At 53.6% G+C, this 15586-nt stretch carries 15 protein-coding genes and 1 tRNA gene; 4 read left to right on the top strand and 12 right to left on the bottom strand.

What is annotated here, in order from left to right:
* Nucleotides 1–62: 62 nt before the first annotated feature.
* The 8 genes from gntH to rpsU form a co-directional block, all read right to left on the bottom strand.
* Nucleotides 63–1661, bottom strand: coding sequence for a guanitoxin biosynthesis MBL fold metallo-hydrolase GntH (gene gntH / locus ACCI51_RS10535; protein WP_371843523.1), 1599 nt, complete (start codon nt 1659–1661; stop codon nt 63–65).
* 367 nt (nt 1662–2028) lie between these two features.
* Complete coding sequence (locus ACCI51_RS10530; protein ID WP_299589196.1) at nt 2029–3042, bottom strand: zinc-dependent alcohol dehydrogenase family protein; 1014 nt, start codon at nt 3040–3042, stop codon at nt 2029–2031.
* A gap of 370 nt (nt 3043–3412) precedes the next feature.
* A tRNA-Ile gene (locus tag ACCI51_RS10525) sits at nt 3413–3489 on the bottom strand.
* A gap of 293 nt (nt 3490–3782) precedes the next feature.
* A complete protein-coding gene (locus ACCI51_RS10520; RefSeq protein WP_299589199.1) occupies nt 3783–4172 on the bottom strand; it encodes a diacylglycerol kinase in 390 nt (129 codons plus the stop codon).
* Between the two features lie 93 nt (nt 4173–4265).
* Nucleotides 4266–6137: an RNA polymerase sigma factor RpoD gene (rpoD, locus tag ACCI51_RS10515; RefSeq protein ID WP_299589202.1), complete on the bottom strand. Its 1872-nt coding sequence runs from the start codon at nt 6135–6137 to the stop codon at nt 4266–4268.
* 195 nt (nt 6138–6332) lie between these two features.
* Nucleotides 6333–8309 carry a DNA primase gene (dnaG, locus tag ACCI51_RS10510; RefSeq protein WP_371843522.1) on the bottom strand — a complete coding sequence of 659 codons (1977 nt, stop codon included), beginning with the start codon at nt 8307–8309 and terminating at the stop codon, nt 6333–6335.
* Nucleotides 8310–8333: 24 nt separating this feature from the next.
* Entirely contained in the window at nt 8334–8780 is a 447-nt protein-coding gene (locus tag ACCI51_RS10505; protein WP_299589207.1) for a GatB/YqeY domain-containing protein, read from the bottom strand.
* 194 nt (nt 8781–8974) lie between these two features.
* On the bottom strand, nt 8975–9190 hold the full coding sequence (rpsU, locus tag ACCI51_RS10500) for a 30S ribosomal protein S21 (protein WP_183461320.1): 216 nt from the start codon (nt 9188–9190) through the stop codon (nt 8975–8977).
* Nucleotides 9191–9362: 172 nt separating this feature from the next.
* Here rpsU and tsaD point away from each other — a divergent pair, with 172 nt between their 5' ends.
* From tsaD to folK, 3 genes are read left to right on the top strand one after another with little or no spacing between them, the layout of a single operon-like run.
* Nucleotides 9363–10397, top strand: a complete 1035-nt coding sequence (tsaD, locus tag ACCI51_RS10495) for a tRNA (adenosine(37)-N6)-threonylcarbamoyltransferase complex transferase subunit TsaD (RefSeq protein WP_371843521.1) — start codon at nt 9363–9365, stop codon at nt 10395–10397.
* A gap of 45 nt (nt 10398–10442) precedes the next feature.
* The gene (folB, locus tag ACCI51_RS10490; protein WP_299589211.1) at nt 10443–10832 is read left to right on the top strand and encodes a dihydroneopterin aldolase; all 390 of its coding nucleotides are present in this window, start codon (nt 10443–10445) and stop codon (nt 10830–10832) included.
* Nucleotides 10833–10834: 2 nt separating this feature from the next.
* Complete coding sequence (gene folK, locus ACCI51_RS10485) at nt 10835–11326, top strand: 2-amino-4-hydroxy-6-hydroxymethyldihydropteridine diphosphokinase (RefSeq protein ID WP_299589213.1); 492 nt, start codon at nt 10835–10837, stop codon at nt 11324–11326.
* A gap of 78 nt (nt 11327–11404) precedes the next feature.
* Here folK and ACCI51_RS10480 read toward each other — a convergent pair whose 3' ends face one another.
* The 3 genes from ACCI51_RS10480 to ACCI51_RS10470 all read right to left on the bottom strand — a co-directional run bounded on the left by ACCI51_RS10480 (nt 11405) and on the right by ACCI51_RS10470 (nt 13713).
* The gene (locus ACCI51_RS10480) at nt 11405–11950 is read right to left on the bottom strand and encodes a dienelactone hydrolase family protein (RefSeq protein WP_371843586.1); all 546 of its coding nucleotides are present in this window, start codon (nt 11948–11950) and stop codon (nt 11405–11407) included.
* Nucleotides 11951–11998: 48 nt separating this feature from the next.
* A complete protein-coding gene (locus tag ACCI51_RS10475; protein ID WP_371843520.1) occupies nt 11999–12214 on the bottom strand; it encodes a hypothetical protein in 216 nt (71 codons plus the stop codon).
* 386 nt (nt 12215–12600) lie between these two features.
* On the bottom strand, nt 12601–13713 hold the full coding sequence (locus ACCI51_RS10470; protein WP_371843519.1) for an NADH:flavin oxidoreductase: 1113 nt from the start codon (nt 13711–13713) through the stop codon (nt 12601–12603).
* A 148-nt stretch (nt 13714–13861) separates the two neighbouring features.
* Here ACCI51_RS10470 and ACCI51_RS10465 point away from each other — a divergent pair, with 148 nt between their 5' ends.
* Nucleotides 13862–14323 (top strand): winged helix-turn-helix transcriptional regulator, encoded by a 462-nt coding sequence (locus tag ACCI51_RS10465; RefSeq protein WP_299586187.1) that lies wholly within the window; start codon nt 13862–13864, stop codon nt 14321–14323.
* Nucleotides 14324–14343: 20 nt separating this feature from the next.
* Here ACCI51_RS10465 and ACCI51_RS10460 read toward each other — a convergent pair whose 3' ends face one another.
* A complete protein-coding gene (locus ACCI51_RS10460) occupies nt 14344–15402 on the bottom strand; it encodes a type 1 glutamine amidotransferase domain-containing protein (protein WP_371843518.1) in 1059 nt (352 codons plus the stop codon).
* Between the last annotated feature and the right edge of the window lie 184 nt (nt 15403–15586).

Genomic DNA, 15586 nt, shown 5'->3' with positions numbered 1-15586 from the left:
ATTACTAGTATTCTTAGGTCTATTTCCAGAGAAATTAAATAATGAACGCCTTTAGTGGTTCGTTAGTCTTCCAGCCCATGAGCTTTGCGTAACCTGGCTCTGTCCTCTTCCGCTTGCCCCATTCCTTTTCTCATTGACTCGGGTACTTCTTCTGTGGGTAAGACGAGATCCGAATCTACTGGCCATTCGGTTAGAAGTTCAGGCTTGTATCCCTTTGGGTAATAGAGATCTGGATTTACTTCGAGGTCGCGTATTTCCTGTTGCTGAATATCTTTACGCGCTTTGCGCGGGTGCGGTATCACAAAATCTTTACCGCTGGACATATCAAATTGTGGAGCACGGTTATTGGGATAGTCGGGTAGTATGCCCTCACGTACCCAGGCTTGCTGTGGGGTGATATTGACCACTATCCCATCCGGTGCCCCAAAGTGATAGGGGCCCTTCCAAAACTCCCGTATCTGGGCGACAGTTTCCTCATTCAAATAAGGGTCGAAGGGCATATGGGTTGTCATAAATAATCGGGGCTTTATTTGATTGGCAAGCCATCCAGCGGCGTACCCCGGCGTATGATGGGTGTCGACGGTATAGCGTGCGAGAAAAGGCGGCACCCCCTGTACCTTCGAACTTAGACCGAGCAGCTCTGTCTGTACCTCGGTGACATAGAGATCACAGCCCTTTGCATATTTAAGGTCGAGCTTGGAGGGGCGGCCGTCCCCGGTCCAGACAAAGCATAGATTTTCACCGTCGGGTGTTTTCCAATCGAGTCGGTAAGCAGAGGCGCCATCTTTGGCATGGCTTCGGCGCCAATGACGAACAGTCGCGCCATCCTTGTCATAAATAACACCGCCGTCATCCTTATAATCGAACTCGACTACACGAATCTGGTTTCCTGCGGGAAATACATCGAAAGCATCGGTATGCCAGTTCAGCATCTTCAGCATGCCGTCCACCATCCATTTGGTGCCATATTCCTCACTGGATCCGGAGGGTCCATATACAGTTAAAGGTTCGTGCCAGCGCCCATTCCAGCCACCAAATTTATACAAGTAGGGCAGTGAACCAAAGTGATCGACATGCAAGTGCGTGATAAAGACTTTGGTGAGTTCGTTCAATGCCAGTCCGGCGGCTGAATAATTTGCGATGGAACCTTCGCCTAAATCAAAGATAAAGTTATCCCCATTCCCCAACTCAACAAATATGCTGGTATTTGTCTGTCCTGGTCGAATAACCGGGGATGTCCCCATAAATGTTACGCGCATTTCATTTGGCTGTAATTTTTCTGTGCGTGGAAACCAATTGGCGGCAGAAATCATATGTTCCATAGGCTCAATACCCTGGAACATCAGGCCCTCTTTCCACAGCTGCTTTTCGCCCGTTGGGTTATTTACTCCGCCAGACAGTACTCGCCTGATTTCCTCTTCGCTGGAATACAATTTGCCTTTTTTCTGTTTGAGTTTTTCGATATCAATAGTATTGAAGTCAAACTGCTGGTAACCCTTGTGTGAATGGGTAGGGTGCAATCCGGAATGATCATTGGGGTTGCCAGACAAATATTCTTTGATCTGACTCTCTGTTGGTGGATTTACAGTAGGGGACTCAGCATGTGAGTGGGCTGCAAACACTGTGAGGATGTATAAGGTCGCACGGATGTGCTGATTCATAGTGCTTTCCAAACTGATGAAGAGGCCATGACGCTGTGATTGATGCTCAAGTATGGGTGAACTACAGAGGTGGGGTGAGTATAAATACGCTTAACGGTAATGACTTTATCGCAAATCATTCAGCTTTAGACCCATTGAATAGGATGGCTTGGTAATTCTTGGTGTTAGAAATTTAAGCGTTACTAGGGAAAACTATTTGAAGGGGAACACTGGGCAGCGGATACAGTTTTTATAAGCAATATCCGTGCAGATCGTGGCAAAGGATTTATGGCATTAGGTTTAGGATAAATCGAAGTGTGTGACAACTCCCGTATAGAGTGTGGCAGGTTCTATACGGAGAGTTCTTCAGGCAAATAGCTTGAGTTTGTTACCACTCCACACAAATCTTTCCAAAGTGTGAGCCACTGGTCTGGTACTCGAAGGCCTTAGCCAATTCACTGAATGGCAGGGTCTTATCAATAATCGGATGAATCGCGTTGGTCTCTAGCGCCGCCACATAGTCTTGCTGTTCTCGGCGATTGCCCACAACTAATCCTTGTAGACGAGCCTGTTTTCCCATCAGCAGAGCTGTTGGAATCTCTCCCTCTCTACCAGTTAAAACACCAATCAGTGAAATGTGTCCACCGACCCGGATTGATTGAATCGATTGTTCCAGAGTGGCTGGTCCTCCCAACTCAATAATATGATCAACCCCTTTGCCTTGGGTCAACTCGAGCGCTTTTTCTGACCACTGTGTATGGGTCTTGTAGTTGATACCGTGCGTCGCCCCTAATTTACTGGCGCGTTCGAGCTTTTCATCCGATGACGATGTCACAATTACTTTGGCGCCCAACATATTGGCGATTTGAATCACTGCAATAGATACCCCACCGGTGCCCAGCGTTAAAATGCAGTCCCCCGGTTTTACTTTGCCGTCACTTACCAATGCGCGCCAAGCGGTGAGGCCCGCCGTGGTGATCGTGGCGGATTCGGTATGGCTCCACCCCTTGGGGGCCAGGGTAAATGCGGTGACATCGCGCACAACATATTGCGCGGCCATCCCATCGATACCATCACCGGGAGTATTGGCAAACCCCCAAACGCTATGGTTTGCAGGCCCCGCCTGCCATTGGGGGAAAAAGCAGGACACTACAGAATCCCCCACTTTAAATTCAGTTACTCCCTCACCAACGGCTTCTACTGTGCCGGCACCATCGGACATCAGAATACGACCACTTTCTGTGGGTATGCTGCCATTGGCTACCAGTAGATCATGGAAGTTGAGAGAGGACGCGCCTATAGCCACCCGAATCTGCCCAGGCCCCGGTTCACCGGGATCAGGAATATCGCTCAGCGAAATGTGATCCAGTCCACCGGGTGCTTTCAGTGTCAGTGCTTTCATGATTCTTCTCCTTAGATATTGGTTGCCGCTGTTATTAATTACTGCGATCACCCGCTGCCATTGATCATAGTTTCAGAGCGAAAAATTGTTAGTTTCAGTAAAACTTATTTACCAAGTATTGTGAATAACCAGCAAATCGACCCGAGATCTAATTAAGCAAGCAAAGATAAACGGGTGAGCTTTGAAGCTCTAGAGTTCAGGTTGCAGCAAGGAACGTTTGTATTTGTGAAAACTGATCTTTGCATTCATTTGCTTACAAAGAGGTAGTAACGCTTAGTGGAACTTTAGCGATTAACGGTAGAGGAGACAGGAAGAAAGGGTGGGCGGTACTATTTTTAGAGTAAATTCAATTCTGAAAAAGTAGAGAAGATGGTGGGCCCTCCGGGACTTGAACCCAGGACCTGCCGATTATGAGTCGGATGCTCTAACCAACTGAGCTAAGGGCCCACACATGGCTTGCGGAGATCACTGCAAGCGGTTGGGGAAAGTACAAGATTTTTCCTTTCAAATCAATGCCTTTGTTAAAGGGATTACTCTCCATCAACGCTTCTCAAATATCGTGACTCGATCATAGTTTTTGCAGGTTGCCGATTAGTGCACTTATTAATCAATAGCTGGCTAAGAAATGGTGGTGCCTTCGCCGAATGGTACGGCTGTACAATTTATTGGGCTTAATTGGTACACATGTTTAGCTTGATAATAGCGAGAGGCGGGGCCTCCCATTTAGAGTATTGTGTGGATTAGATTGGTAGCTTGGGGATTACGATACAGCCCCAAACGATAAACCACATTATCAAGGCCACTGCGACGGCGGCAGAGCCGGTGTCTTTGGCGATCTTGGCCAGTGGGTGCTTCTCCGCTCCTATGCGATCTACGGTGGCTTCAATGGCGCTGTTGATCAGTTCCAGAGGCAGTACCACTAGGCTAACGGCTATCAGTACGGCGCGCTCGGCCGGTGTGTCTCCTATCCATAGGGCAAAAGGGACAAAGAATAGAGCGAGGATGACTTCAATACGGAAGGCTTCCTCGTTGCGCCAGGCTGCGCTGAGGCCCTGACTTGAGTATTTGGCGGCGGCAATCAGGCGGGCGACGCCTTTCTTACCGGGTTTGTTGGCGACTTCTTCTTGCACCGTCGTGCTCTCCTGCCATTCGTAGGCCCTCGCGGGCAGTCATGATTGTGTCACATAAAAAAGCCCGGTCGAGCCGGGCTTTTTTGTTGGTGCTTACTCGTCGAGGAAGCTCCGCAGGTGTTCCGATCGGGATGGATGCCGCAGCTTGCGCAGCGCTTTGGCCTCGATCTGACGGATACGTTCGCGGGTTACGTCAAACTGTTTGCCCACCTCTTCCAGGGTGTGGTCGGTATTCATGTCGATGCCGAAGCGCATACGCAGTACCTTGGCTTCACGCGCGGTCAGGCCGGAAAGCACGGAGCGGGTGGCGTCGTGCAGGCCGGTCTGGGTAGCGGTATCTACCGGGGAGGACTGGTTCTGGTCTTCGATAAAGTCACCCAGGTGTGAGTCTTCATCGTCACCGATAGGCGTCTCCATGGAGATGGGCTCTTTGGCGATCTTGAGGACTTTGCGCACCTTGTCTTCCGGCATTTCCATACGCTCACCCAGCTCTTCTGGAGTGGGCTCGCGCCCCATCTCTTGAAGCATCTGGCGGCTGATGCGATTGAGCTTGTTGATAGTCTCAATCATATGCACCGGAATACGGATGGTGCGCGCCTGGTCTGCGATGGAACGGGTGATAGCCTGGCGAATCCACCAAGTGGCATAGGTGGAGAACTTGTAGCCGCGACGGTATTCGAACTTATCTACCGCCTTCATTAGGCCAATGTTGCCCTCCTGGATCAGGTCCAGGAACTGCAGGCCGCGGTTGGTGTACTTCTTGGCGATGGAGATTACCAGGCGCAGGTTGGCTTCCACCATTTCCTTCTTGGCGCGGCGGGAGCGGGCCTCACCGATGGACATACGGCGGTTGATCTCTTTGATCTGACCGACATCCAGGCCGGAACGCTCTTGGCACTGGGCCAGTTTACGCTGTGCACGCACGATGTCGTCTACCACATGGCGCAGGGCATCGGAGTAGTCGCGCTTCTTTTTAATGATCGCTGGAATCCAATCTTCATTGGTTTCGTTGCCGGGGAATTCCTTGATAAAGGTCTTGCGCGGCATACGTGCACGCTTGATGCACAGATTCATGGTGATGCGCTCTTGTCTGCGCACACTGTCCAAGATATTGCGCACTTCACCGTAGAGCGGATCGAACTGGCGCGGGGCCAGCTTGAAATAACGGAATACTTCGGCGACGGCTTCAAGGGCTTCACCGGCTTCTTTAGAGTCGCGGCCGTGGGCGGCGATCGCCTCATCGGCCGCGCTCTGAGCGGCGATGAGCGCATTCATGCGCTGGGCGAGTTCCTCGGGATCGAGGCCGCCGACGTTCTCTTCCTCTTCGTCGGTGGAGGAGTCGTCTGAATCGTCGTCTGAGTCATCGTCGCTATTGGAAGAGTCGCTGCTGCTGGCACTGGCCTCTGCAGCTTGACCGGCCTGAGCTCCGGGTGGGACGTCTTCGGCGGGGTCGAGCCAGCCGGAGATCACGTCGGGCACGCGGCGCTCTTCCTTCTCGATCAGCGCGTACTCGTCGATGATCTGTTTTACGGCGCCAGGCCAGTAGGCGAGAGCGGCCATGAGTTCGCGCAGCCCCTCTTCGATACGCTTGGCAATGGCGATTTCGCCCTCGCGCGTGAGCAACTCTACGGTGCCCATTTCGCGCATATACATGCGTACAGGATCGGTAGTGCGGCCTACATCGGACTCTACCGCAGCCAGTGCGGCAGCGGCTTCGGCGGCGGCGATTTCGTCGGCGGAACTGTCACCCTCGGCCATCAACAACTCTTCGGCATCGGGTGCGCTTTCGAACACCTTGATACCCATGTCGTTGATCATGCCAATAATGTCTTCCACCTGATCGGGATCAGAAATATCTTCCGGGAGGTGGTCATTTACCTCGGCATAGGTGAGATAGCCCTGCTCTTTACCGCGGGCGATCAACTCCTTGATGCGGGAGGTTTGTTGCTGGGTTTTGTCGGTCATGCACAACCCTGAATTCTGGGGATGAAAATACGGGACAAAGACTGGGGATTATAGCGTATTTGCACTAGCAATAACCACTGTAGCTGTCAAGCGACGGCTATGGTGCGAAGTTTAGGGTGCTGGGGTTCCCGATCCCGCCCGGCGGGGTGAGTGAATATAGTGATGAGCCCGCAGTTTTCAAGGGGTTAATGCAGATTAATTGTCTTTTCTTCGCCAGTTGGCTAATAGCGCCAGCTGTTCTTCCTGGCTCAGTGGGGTTGCGCCTTTCAATTGGGCGAGCAGATCGCGCTTGCGCTGTTTGTCATCGGACTTCTGCAGGTGTCGCAGGCAGTCGCTAAATTCCGCCTGGGGGTCATATTCCAGATTGCTGTCCCCTTGGGCCAAGTGGCGCACACCGGATACCAGGGGGGATATCGCGAGTTTTGCCAGAATGTCACTGGATTCCGCGCCATGGTGGGCGCGCCAGTGTCCGATCAACTGGCGGAAATTCAGTTGTGGGCGGCTCTTAAAGAGCTCTACCAGTTGCGCAAAGAGCACTAGGTCGGGATTACCGGTGGCGCGAAAGTGTTGTAGATCCTCAATCTGCGCGGCCAGTTCGGGGTGGTGCAAGATTAGGGCGACCAGCATGCGCTCGGGCGGCAGGCGATATTGACCACTGCGGCGGGGATTATCCGCCAGGGGCGGTAGGGGCTCTGGGTAGGGGGCACCCTCTCGGGGCCAGGGCTCCGGCGGCGTGCGGTGTTGCAGCTCCTCGCTGAAATCGGAGTGCGGCTTGGCTGCGGGATTTGCAACTGTCGGTTGGGGCTGGGGCCGCTGCACCTGGGCGGCGGTACGGGCCTTCTCTGCGCGGATCACCTCTTGCAGGGTGTCTTTATCGAGTCCGGTGCGCGAGGCCAGCTGCTGCAACATAAGTTGGCGGTAGACGCCTGCGGGGAGCAGATCGAGCAGTGGTGCCGCCAGTTTGGACAGGCGCGCGCGGCCGTCCATGGTCTGCAAGTTGATGTCCTCGCTGAGCAGGTCGAAGAGGAAGTCCTCTAGCGGCAGGGATTGCTCTTCGATCAATTGCTGGAAGCGCTCTCCGCCCAGCTGGCGTACCAGGGTATCGGGGTCCTCACCCTCGGGCAGTAGTAAGAAGCGCAGGCTGCGGCCGTCCTGCATGTTTGGCAGGGCGGATTCCAAGGCGCGGCGCGCGGCGGCGCGGCCGGCGCGATCGCCATCAAAGCAGAACAACAGCTCGGAAGTGTGGCGGAAGGCCAGTTGAATATGATCTTCGCCACAGGCGGTGCCCAGTGTGGCGACGGCGCAGCGGATATCGAACTGGGCCAGGGCCACCACATCCATGTACCCCTCAACCACGATCAGCCGCTCTAGGTTGCGGTTGGCCTGGCGGGCTTCCCACAGGCCGTAGAGCTCGCGGCTCTTGTGGAATATCGGCGTTTCCGGGGAATTCAGGTACTTGGGCTTCTCGTCCCCCAGTACCCGGCCACCAAAAGCAATAGTGCGGCCGCGCTGGTCGCGGATAGGGAAAATAATGCGATTGCGAAAGCGATCGTAGTGGTGGCGCCCGCCGGACTTGGTGCTGCCGTCACTGTCCTGGCGACGGATGGCGAGACCGGCCTGTTCCAGTTGATCGGCTTTTTCACTGGTGTCTGCGAGGGCATTCAGCAGGTTGTCCCAGCCCGGCGGGGCCAGACCTATGTCAAAGTCCCGCGCGATCTCCCCGGATAGGCCGCGATTGCGCAGATAGGCCACGGCGTTGCCAGCAGCGGGGTGGCTGCGAAGCTGCGCGCGGTAGAACTCGGCGGCTTTTTCTGTGAGCTGGTAGAGGGATTGGCTTTCCCGCTGGCGCTTCTCCTGCCCCGGCGCCAGTTGTTCGCGGGGGACTTCCAGGCCGCGGGTGGCGGCTAGCTTTTCCACCGCCTCGGGAAATGGCAGCCGGTCGTATTCCATCAGGAAGCCAATGGCGTTGCCATTGGCGCCACAGCCAAAGCAGTAGTAGAACTGCTTATCCGGGCTTACCGTGAAGGACGGGGTTTTCTCGTCGTGAAAGGGGCAGCAGGCGGAGTAGTTTTTGCCTGTTTTGCGCAACTTGACCCGGCTATCCACCAGCTCGACGATATCTGCCCGCGCGAGCAGATCGTCGATAAAGTGCTGAGGAATCTTGCTGGACATAGTGCTCCGTGATCGAGTTGGGCGTTAGGCCAGCTGGGCCTTGACCAGTTTGCTCACCGCGCCCATATCCGCGCGCCCCTGTACCTGGGGCTTAACCTGAGCGATCACCTTGCCCATGTCGGCCATGCTGCTGGCGCCCGTGCTCTGAACGGCGGAGGCGACGATCTGGCTGATCTCCGCTTCGCTTAGCTGTTTGGGCAGAAACTCCTGGATAACCTCAATTTCGGCCCGCTCCACCGCTGCCAGCTCGTCACGTCCGGCCTTTTCAAACTGGGTGATGGAGTCGCGACGCTGCTTGGTCATCTTGTCCAGCAGGGCGAGGATGCGGGCATCGTCCAGGTCGATGCGCTCGTCTACCTCAATCCGCTTGATCTCGGCATTGATCAGACGCAGGGTGGCCAGGCGCTCTTTTGCTCGCGCTTTCATTGCATCTTTAGTGGCCTGAGTCAGGGTGTCCTTGAGGGTGCTCATAGTGAGTGTTCCGGGATTGGCGTTGATTGTGAGGTTTGGGCGCTAAGGATAGCGCGTCTGCCGCGCGGGGAGAATGCGATTGGCACAACGAAAAACGGCGCGCGAGTAAAACTCGCACGCCGTTTTGGGTACCGCTACGGGGCTGAGCCCGTCCGGCTGCCTCGCTGCGACAGGCTTAATGCTGCCGGCGGCTCTTAGTAGAGGCGCTGGAACTTGCGGTTTTCGCGCTGCAGCTTCTTGGCGTGGCGCTTAACGGCGGCAGCAGCTTTGCGCTTACGTACAGCAGTGGGCTTTTCGTAGAACTCGCGACGACGTACTTCGGACAGTACGCCTGCTTTTTCACAGGAGCGCTTGAAACGGCGCAGGGCAATATCGAAAGGTTCGTTGTCTTTAAGTCGTACTGAGGGCATTAGGATACCTGTTAAAATTCGTTTCTCTCGGCCATTCCGGCAATGCTCTCGCAGTTGCATCCGGTGGCCGGTTCACAGCGAGGGCGCAAATTCTAAACACTCCGCTACGGGATCGCAACCTTATTTTCCAGTATGATAACGGCCCTCGAAGCAGTTACGAGAATGAAATCAAGTGCGCGTCCTCGGTATAGAAACTTCCTGCGATGAAACTGGCGTCGCTATCTACGATTCAGAGTCCGGCCTGCTAGGCCATGCGCTGTTCAGTCAGGTGGACTTGCACGCCGATTACGGTGGTGTGGTGCCTGAGCTGGCAAGCCGTGATCATGTACGCAAACTGCTGCCCCTGGTGCGCCGGGTTATGGCCAAAACGCATACCAGGCCCTCTGATCTGGATGGTGTGGCTTATACCGCAGGGCCAGGCTTGGTAGGGGCCTTGATGGTAGGGGCCTGCGCCGGTCGCGCCCTGGCGTATGGCTGGGGTATTCCCGCGGTGGCGGTACACCATATGGAAGGCCATCTATTGGCACCGATGTTGGAGGAGAATCCTCCCGCCTTCCCTTTTGTGGCTCTATTAGTCTCCGGAGGCCATACCCAGCTAGTGGAAGTGCGTGGCCTCGGCGACTACGAGCTGATGGGGGAGTCTCTGGATGATGCGGCGGGTGAAGCCTTTGACAAGGCGGCCAAGATGCTCGACCTGGATTACCCCGGCGGTCCACGGCTGGCAGCCTTGGCCGAGAAAGGTGACCCCAAGCGCTTTACCTTCCCGCGCCCGATGACGGATCGGCCGGGGCTGGATTTCAGTTTCTCAGGTCTGAAAACCTACACCCTGACCACGGTGCGCAAGCACGCCCTTGAAGATGGTCTACCGGATGAGCAGAGCTGTGCGGATATTGCGGCGGCCTTCCAAGAGGCGGTGGTGGACACCTTGGTGATTAAATGTCGTCGCGCGATTGAGACATCCGGCTACAAAACACTGGTGATTGCCGGTGGGGTTTCTGCAAATAAACGATTGCGCGAGCGTCTGGAAACGGGCCTAAGTAAGGACGGCGCCAGCGTTTACTATCCGCGCCATGAATTTTGTACGGATAATGGTGCCATGATCGCCTATGCCGGTAGCTTGCGCTTGAAGGCTGGAGAGCAAAGCGACCTGGCTGTGGATGTGCGCCCGCGCTGGCCGATGACCGAACTGCCCAAGACGGAACGTTAAAAAATCGCAGGGACATCCTGGCAGTAAAAAGAAAAGAGCCGATAGATGGATATTGTTTATATACGGGATTTAAAGGTGGATACCATTATCGGTATCTACGATTGGGAGCGGGAAGTACGCCAGACCGTCAGCCTTGATTTGGAGATGGCTTTCGATATCAGCGAGGCGGCGCGTACAGATAATATCGAATACACGCTCAACTATAAGGCGGTGGCCAAGCGGCTGATTGCTTTTATTGAGAGCAGCGAGTTTCTGTTGGTGGAGACTATGGCGGAACGGGCTGCGGCAATTGTCAGGGAAGAGTTTTCTGTGAGCTGGTTGCGACTGCGTTTGTCTAAACCCGGCGCGGTCAGAGGGTCCAGGGATGTGGGTGTCATTATCGAGCGCGGCGAAAGGCCGGCAAAAGGAGCAGCAGCGATGTCTGCGGGAGTGTAAACGTGGCTCAGGTGTATCTCAGCCTCGGTAGTAATATCAATCGCGCGCAATATATCCGCGCAGCGCTGGACGCCCTCGCCGGGCAGTTTGGTGACTTGCAGGTATCTCGTGTCTTCGAAAGTGAAGCGGTAGGATTCCTTGGGGATAATTTTTACAACTTGGTAGTGGGGCTGCATACAGATTTGCCGGTTGGGCAGTTGGCCCTTTGTTTACGCGGAATCGAAGACGCCAATGGTCGCCTGCGCTCAGGGCCCATGTTCAGCGCCCGCACCTTGGATATTGATATCCTCACTTACGATAATCTCACTGGTGCTATCGACGGAGTAAAGTTACCCCGCGGTGAGATTGTAAAAAATGCCTTTGTTTTACAGCCTCTGGCAGAGATTGCTCCAGAAGTATTGCATCCGGTCGAGCAGAAAACTTACCGTCAGCTGTGGGATGAGTACGACCAGGCTTCGCAAAAACTGTGGCCGGTAGAATTTAATTGGCCGTGATTGCGCGCTTCCCTTCGTACCAAAAAAGCAGCCGAAGGGCTGCTTTTTTGGTTTCTGGAGGGGCATAAACCCTTTCATCTACTGGAGCCATCCGGCAACAGTATCAATATAGCCAGCTGACAAAATATGGTTCCCGGCGAAGATCCTATGCCGTTTACTGTTTGCATTGATAAGTTCAAACAGCCCTCTGTTTTGTTCTTCTGTTGCATATTCATCGTTATCGGCGGTGATTAGTAGAAGTTCCTTTGCCCGGCTATGGGCGACCAGGTTTATCCGCGCCACTGCGGCAACTTTATTATCGAGATAAGGTGGCACCATACTGATTACTTTTTGAATATTCTCCTCCAGTGCGCTGAGTAGCAGTACGATTTGCGCTCCCATACTGTAACCGGCGAGATTGATATTGGTTTTATCGAGCTGGGGCTGCGTTGAAACCCAGTCGATCAAAACCCGATAATCCAGAACGGTTTTGCGAATCATATACTCATAGGCGGTTTTATCGCCAAAGAAGTGCAATTTTTTCATGATGCTGCTTAGGGACCGTTCCGGGTCTTTGCGAATGCCGTGATATCGTGCATCAATGGCGATAACCACATAGCCTTTACTGTTGGCAATATCGGTAATTTTATTGACCTGGGTAATTGTCGGGCGCCCTTTGTAGGAGTCCCCCCACTAGCGCTCGTGGCTTCTTCCCATTGCGGAAACACCCAACAAAACTGGATAGCTGGGTTTTTCAGTCTGGGGATAACGAATTTGCCCATTTACCCTGTCGCCGTCAAAACTTGAAAAAGAGAAGCTGAACTGCCGGTTGCCAAGCGGTGTTAGGGAAAAATCAATATTCTGCGGAGCCTGGTAGTTGTAGGAAGAAACAACTTCTTCATAACTCATGGGTTCCTCCTTCAGCGCAATAAAGAGGTACCAGTAGAGAGCCATTGAGGCGAAAGCCAAAATGCCAAGGGGTAGCGCTTTAATAATTTTGGTGGATGTCCTTTGCATAAAACCGATCTCCAGTATTTATGGAGGAGAGGTTAAGCAAGGGCAGGTGAAATTTGGGTGAGGTTGGGGGAGAGGTGATGATTTTCGGCAAAAATACTAGAGAGGGAGAAGGAAAGAATGCACCGCGCTCGGGACCCTATGAGGCATGGATGCCGATTAGGAGCTTACAGGGATGTATTCACAGCGTGTCTCGAGTGCGATGTATTCTTTCCTTCCATCCCAGTAGTAATTGCTAACAGAAAGCAGCCGGGTAGGACTGCTTTCTGTTGCGTTGACCCTTAACTGAGGCTCATTAGCGATTCCTTGGTAAATGGCGTGATTTCCTCGGCGCGGTTCTCGCGCATCTTGGCGAACCAGTGGGGGTCTTGTAAAAGAACGCGGCCAACGGCGATCAGGTCGAACTCCTGATTGTCCATACGGCGGGTCAGCTCGCTTAGGTCGGTAGGGTTGGCGGTACCGCCCATTCCCTGATTATTACCGCCGATAAAATCATCGTCGAGGCCGACACTGCCTACGGAAATTACCGGCTTTCCGGTCAGTTCCTTGGTCCAGCCTGCCAGGTTAAGATCAGAGCCCTCGAACTCCGGCACCCAGAAACGTCGGGTTGAAGCGTGAAATATATCCACTCCGGCTTCAACGAGCGGTGTCAGGAAGCGTCTTAGCTCTTCGGGGTTTTGCGCCAACTTGGCGTCGTAGTCTTGCTGTTTCCACTGGGAGTAGCGCAGTACTAAGGCAAAGTCCTCGCCCACGGCTTCACGCACCGCTTTGATAATTTCCACTGCAAAGCGGGTGCGATTTTCGATGGAGCCGCCGTATTCGTCATCGCGCTGGTTGGTGCCCTCCCAGAAGAACTGGTCGATCAGGTAGCCGTGGGCACCGTGAATCTCGACACCGTCGAAACCAATTTCCTTGGCGGCTTTGGCCGCATCAGCAAAGGCCTGTACGACCTCCTGGATATCTTCTTTGCTCATCGCCTGGCCATTGGATTTGCCAGGTTTGAACAGGCCTGAGGGCGAGTAGCCGGGTACGGATTTGTCCGGGCCTATGCCCTCTTTGCGCACGGAGCCCACATGCCACAACTGGGGGATAATCTGGCCACCAGCCGCGTGGACTTCATCCACGACTTTTTTCCAGCCGGCGAGGGCGGCTTCACCGTAAATTGCCGGTACATTTTCGTAGCCGTTGGCGGCTTTGTGATTGACGAAGGTGCCCTCGGTAATAATCAGGCCCACCTCACCCTCGGCGCGGCGGCGATAGTAGCCGGCCACTTGATCATTGGCGGCGTAGCTCGGTGACATGGTGCGGGTCATGGGAGCCATAGCGACCCGGTTACGCAGTTTTAGGGATTTATGCTCGAAAGGACGCAGCAGGCTGTCCAGGGAACCGCTCATTTCTCTCTCCTGAATTACTCGATTCAATACTGGGACTCACTGGTCCCTCTGGGTCATGGTTAATATGGTTGCGTTATAAGACCTTATTTTTGTCTGGAGTTCAATATCTGGTTTCGTGTTGCAACTCTTTTACCGGTATACTGGGGGCATGTCGCGTAAACGTTTTGATGATCTCGATTGCTCTCTGGCCTGTGCCCTGAATGAAGTGGGGGACTGGTGGTCCCTGCTGATAATCAAGCAGGCGATGCTGGGTACTCGCCGGTTTGTGGATTTCCAGCGGAACCTGGGAATCGCCAAGAATATCCTCGTGGATCGCTTGTCCCGCCTGGTGGATAACGAAGTGTTGGTGCGTTTTGATGCGGGTGAGCACGGCACCCGCTATGAGTACCGCTTAACAGAGAAGGGCCGCGACCTGCTCACCGTAGTGATAGCCCTGCGCCAGTGGAATATGCGCTGGAACGGCAATAAAGATGGTATGCATCTGGTCGATAAAAACAGTGGCGAGCCAATCTCCGAAGTGGCTGTGCAGAGTGCGCAGGGACAAAAACTCAGCATCCGCGATGTATTATTTGTGGATGAAAATGGCCAGCCCCTAGAGCAGGCTGGCTAGAGAGCTTTTCACAGGCTTTGTTAGTCCTGGCTCTTCGATAGCAGCCTGATAATATCCAGGGTCTTGCTGGGTTCCCAGCGCATTACAGAGACAATGCCGTGCATGGCCAGTAGGCGCTGATCTATCCCCCCTTCCTCCTGAAGCTTTTTTAATTTCTCTGTGGCCTCGGTAAAGCCGTACTGCTCATAAGTGAGTAGTAATTCGACGGTCTGCTCCGCCGGGGTGACTTGGCGTGGAACTGGGACATACCCCATCGCTTTTACCATACTCTCAGCTGCCAGCCAGGTGGACCAGGGGTTTTGCCCGGTAATAAGCTGGCCATCCACGCTGACTTGTTCCAGGTAAGTGGGGCCAGCCTGAAAAAGCGCGCCCTGTTCACGTAAGCGATCCTCCAGCAGGAATGGAAATCGTTGCTGGGCGTCGGGAATAAGAAATAACTCCTCTTCGTTAGTAAAAGCACTGATCTGCCGATCGGCGATCAAGGGCTCGCCATTATTTAGGGTTACATTGGCAAGCGCCGCCGGTCCGTGGCATACCGCACCGATAATTTTGCCGCTGCTATAGAGATCCCGCACCAAGGCTTGAATATGGGGGTTGTCGGGGAAATCGAACATGGTGCCTTTACCGCCGACAAAAAATACTGCCCGATAATCTTCTGCTGATACCTGATTGATAGGAATACTGTTATTGACCTTTTGTTGTGCCTCCGGGTCATTGATAAAGGCGTAATCGAAAGGCCCCATATCATCTTTATCGATCACCGCAGGCGGTTTGCCGCCTTTGGGGCTGGCAATATCAACAATAAATCCGTTGGCCGAAAAGATGTAATAGGGGCGTGCCAGTTCCGTTAATTCATAACCGATAGCTTTGCCACTATCTCCCATCGTTTCAGTACTGGTGACAACAGCTAAGATTTTTCCTTGGCTTTCCCTGGGTAATTGTTGTAAATACGGCAGGTCACTTACTGTCGTAGTGGAAAAGTCCTGCTCTTGGGGTGGAATTAGGCCCTTAATCCAAATAATAAAACCAAAAAATACGGACAAAGTCAGAGCCAGGGAAATAACAATTTTCTTCAACATATTAATCTCCAAAATTGCAGTAGCAGACGGAAAATCTTCTAGTGAGTGAATTCGCAGGAGAATAAGGGGGGGAAGGTGAAATTCAGGTGAGATCGTGATTGCTAAATAGGAAGAAAGAATAAACTGTGCCCGGGATCGTATAAGGCATGGATGCCGATTCGCTGTGCCTTTTGAGCGCAGTATG

The organism is Microbulbifer echini (assembly GCF_041447225.1).
Lineage (GTDB): Bacteria > Pseudomonadota > Gammaproteobacteria > Pseudomonadales > Cellvibrionaceae > Microbulbifer > Microbulbifer echini.
The sequence above is the reverse complement of the archived record's forward strand: the minus strand, read 5'-3'. Positions and strand labels throughout refer to the sequence as shown.

What these genes read in the sequence shown, in the direction of transcription:
- dnaG (WP_371843522.1), bottom strand. Translation starts at nt 8,309, where the DNA reads ATGTCCAGCAAGATTCCTCAGCACTTTATCGACGATCTGCTCGCGCGG.
- ACCI51_RS10505 (WP_299589207.1), bottom strand. Translation starts at nt 8,780, where the DNA reads ATGAGCACCCTCAAGGACACCCTGACTCAGGCCACTAAAGATGCAATG.
- ACCI51_RS10460 (WP_371843518.1), bottom strand. Translation starts at nt 15,402, where the DNA reads ATGTTGAAGAAAATTGTTATTTCCCTGGCTCTGACTTTGTCCGTATTT.
- gntH (WP_371843523.1), bottom strand. Translation starts at nt 1,661, where the DNA reads ATGAATCAGCACATCCGTGCGACCTTATACATCCTCACAGTGTTTGCA.
- ACCI51_RS10465 (WP_299586187.1), top strand. Translation starts at nt 13,862, where the DNA reads ATGTCGCGTAAACGTTTTGATGATCTCGATTGCTCTCTGGCCTGTGCC.
- rpoD (WP_299589202.1), bottom strand. Translation starts at nt 6,137, where the DNA reads ATGACCGACAAAACCCAGCAACAAACCTCCCGCATCAAGGAGTTGATC.
- ACCI51_RS10475 (WP_371843520.1), bottom strand. Translation starts at nt 12,214, where the DNA reads ATGAGTTATGAAGAAGTTGTTTCTTCCTACAACTACCAGGCTCCGCAG.
- ACCI51_RS10530 (WP_299589196.1), bottom strand. Translation starts at nt 3,042, where the DNA reads ATGAAAGCACTGACACTGAAAGCACCCGGTGGACTGGATCACATTTCG.
- ACCI51_RS10470 (WP_371843519.1), bottom strand. Translation starts at nt 13,713, where the DNA reads ATGAGCGGTTCCCTGGACAGCCTGCTGCGTCCTTTCGAGCATAAATCC.
- folB (WP_299589211.1), top strand. Translation starts at nt 10,443, where the DNA reads ATGGATATTGTTTATATACGGGATTTAAAGGTGGATACCATTATCGGT.
- rpsU (WP_183461320.1), bottom strand. Translation starts at nt 9,190, where the DNA reads ATGCCCTCAGTACGACTTAAAGACAACGAACCTTTCGATATTGCCCTG.